Here is a 1,030-nt window from a genome sequence, read left to right on the forward strand (position 1 = left end):
GAAGGAGCTTGGCCATATCCACCATAGCTTGCTCGGTTTCAACCACATTTAGCAACTGCTTATCAGAACCCGCAGCAATTTCTTGAATCGACATCGTAACTTCTGTCACAGCTTTTTTTGTTTCCTCCATGCTTGCAAACAGTTGCTCTGAGGAATGACTGACTGTGCTCTTTGTTTTACTTATTTTCTGACGCAGCATTCTCATGTGAATCATCATTTCATTAAATGAAGATATGAGTGTACTAATCTCATTTTTCCCTTTCAAAGGAGCAAGATCTACAGATAAATCACCGTTTGAAATCCCTTTCATTGTTTTTGACAAATTTTCAACCGCAATTATGTAGCGACGTATGATAAAATAGAACACGGTAGTTGTAAAAGAAACAAACAGAAATGTAATCACTAGCGTAATCGAAGCTGCTTGCTCTTGTTTCACAATAAGATAATAATTTGTTACTTCAATTACAGTAGATGTTATGGCCATCATGGCTGCAATCATACATAGCATTTTCATGCGTAAACTTTGAAAAGCTTTTTTCATTTTTTCATCCCCTATACAATCTAAAGACATAGAATGTCTAATCTATATTAGTAGTATCGGCATATTTTTATATTTTTTTGTAAAAACTAAAGAAGAATTGAAACAATTATTATTGGCGCTTTTCCACTAAATATTGGAATACATTTCATTCTGCAAGGCGCTGCAACAGCAGTTGATAACYGTCTGATTATTCTTTCATTTGACCAAACTCTACCTTTGCTTATAAAATGAAGATTTGTAGAAAGGAGTACGAAAAATTTTATGTATACGTATCAAACAGGCAATCAAACAATTGACTACAAAATTGAAGTCGTTCCAAATAGAACCGATATCACGGTGCAAATTTGTGACAAAGAAGGGGTAAAAGTTATTATCCCAAGAGGTCTTAATGAAAACAATGTGCGTTCAATCATCGCACGCAAAGCAACATGGATTTTAAAACAACTAAACGGTTCACAGCCAGCTGAGGAAAAGCCAGCTGCTCCAAAG

General features: G+C 35.2%; 2 protein-coding genes. One reads left to right on the forward strand and one right to left on the reverse strand.

Annotated features, from left to right (window positions below; translation table 11 throughout):
• Positions 1–541: HAMP domain-containing protein (locus AC1DRF_RS29360; RefSeq protein ID WP_477742491.1), on the reverse strand; the 541-nt coding region annotated here is incomplete at its 3' end.
• 261 nt (positions 542–802) lie between these two features.
• Here AC1DRF_RS29360 and AC1DRF_RS29365 point away from each other — a divergent pair.
• The coding region (locus AC1DRF_RS29365) for a YgjP-like metallopeptidase domain-containing protein (RefSeq protein WP_477742492.1) at positions 803–1,030 on the forward strand (228 nt) is incomplete at its 3' end.

It is taken from the genome of Priestia sp. P5_B4, assembly GCF_056400385.1.